Consider the following 1698-nt stretch of genomic DNA (forward strand, 5'->3'; position numbering starts at 1 on the left):
CCAACCTCATATCTTCAGTTTTCAAAGAGCAATCTGTACAAGTAAATGATAGCAAACATGTTGGCCTATGCCAACCGACATTCATCTCCCACCTACAATTGGTGTTTCACACCTTCACATTTTTGAGGAAGGAGTCTTCTATCGGAAAACGATAAATTTCTTTTGTGTAATAATTAGTTAACTTATTACGCTGACTACTTTGTGACGCATAACAAAATATGTTCTGTGTTTGCATTTCATTTTCTAGAATGTATAAGCCTTTAAGTTTGCTGCTATACTATCCATGAACTATTACAAATATAGTTCATTTTTTAAATCAATCTTTCATTCACTTAACAGGCAGTTAGCTTTTGCTAGCTGATTTTTTCTATATAAGACATAAAATCTGATTTTTCCACTTCTATAACAGTAATATCTCTGCACCACTTACTATGAATTTTCATATATTGTATTACGCTTGTACGAAACTTAAGGTTATTACTCAAGCTATCTAAAAAGAAAGGAGTGAAAATATGCTCTCATCTAGTTGTAAATTTAAAAACTTTAATTGCGGAGCACAAGCACCCAGTACACTACCCGCCCTTGGCTTTGCTTTCAATGCTACTTCACCCCAGTTTGCAACATTATTTACGCCACTACTATTACCTAGTACGGGCCCAAATCCTAACATTACTGTGCCTGTAATAAGTGATACAATTAGTACTGGAACTGGTATTAGAATTCTTGTAGCTGGTATTTATCAAATCAGTTATACATTAACAATCAGCCTTGATAACGTTCCAATAGCGCCAGAAGCAGCACGCTTTTTCTTGACACTTAACTCATCAACTAACGTTATTGCAGGATCTGGAACTGCAGTCCGATCTAATATTATTGGAACTGGTCAAGTCGATGTATCCAGTGGTGTCATTCTAATTAACTTAAACCCTGGTGATTTAATTCAAATTGTACCCGTTGAATTAATTGGTACAGTAGACATCCGCGCTGCAGCATTAACAGTTGCACAAATCCGGTAATAAAAACACAATGCTATCCAATTTAGCATTTAATTTTTCTTATATATACCAAAATATACTTTTATGGATTTGACACACATTTATATCAAACAATCATATGTTATTGTATGGTGACTATCTAGTCATACAAATTTAAAGTTTTCATAAGAGCACGCTTATATGTGTGCTTCAATTTTTAATGACATGAGGCTTTTAAACTACAACATTCTAAAACAGTGTGCATATAATAGCATGATTCCTCTTTCAACATAAAACTTGTCTCTACGCGCCTTTAAAAGCACTCTTTTTATTTATTACTAAATAAAGATTTTGTTAGCAAATTTTCACCTTTTAACTGGACAATCATATGTTATTGTATGGAGGAATCCACTCATATAAATCTACCTTTCTTGTCTGGAGTGAACTCTGAGAATGAGACGATAAAAAACACCTCTCTAAATCATAACTGATATGAACTGACCCACGAATTTGGTACATGAAAAAAACACCTATGCTACCTGTTTCTTATATTCTATAGGAGACAGGTAGTTTAACTTTTCTTGAATACGTTCCGTATTATAATACTCAATGTAATCGTGAATGAGTTGTTTGAGAGTAGAAGTTGAATGTATTTGTTTTTCTTGGGAGTAAAACAATTCAGATTTCAATGAGGAATGAAAAGATTCTATTACGGCATTATCAT

Annotated in this window: 2 protein-coding genes; one reads left to right on the forward strand and one right to left on the reverse strand. The window is 33.3% G+C overall.

The features are described from left to right. The first annotated feature begins 512 nt into the window (after positions 1-512). Positions 513-1016, forward strand: a complete 504-nt coding sequence (gene exsF, locus BM089_RS30385; RefSeq protein ID WP_090979222.1) for an exosporium protein ExsF — start codon at positions 513-515, stop codon at positions 1014-1016. A 488-nt stretch (positions 1017-1504) separates the two neighbouring features. On the opposite strand, the gene BM089_RS30390 is transcribed toward exsF, so the two are convergent. Beyond that, a partial coding sequence (locus BM089_RS30390) for an IS3 family transposase (RefSeq protein WP_139213369.1) occupies positions 1505-1698 on the reverse strand: 194 nt, incomplete at its 5' end.

The organism is Bacillus sp. 5mfcol3.1 (assembly GCF_900114335.1).
Taxonomy (GTDB): Bacteria; Bacillota; Bacilli; order Bacillales; family Bacillaceae_G; genus Bacillus_A; species Bacillus_A thuringiensis_S.

What these genes read in the sequence shown, in the direction of transcription:
- exsF (WP_090979222.1), top strand. Translation starts at nt 513, where the DNA reads ATGCTCTCATCTAGTTGTAAATTTAAAAACTTTAATTGCGGAGCACAA.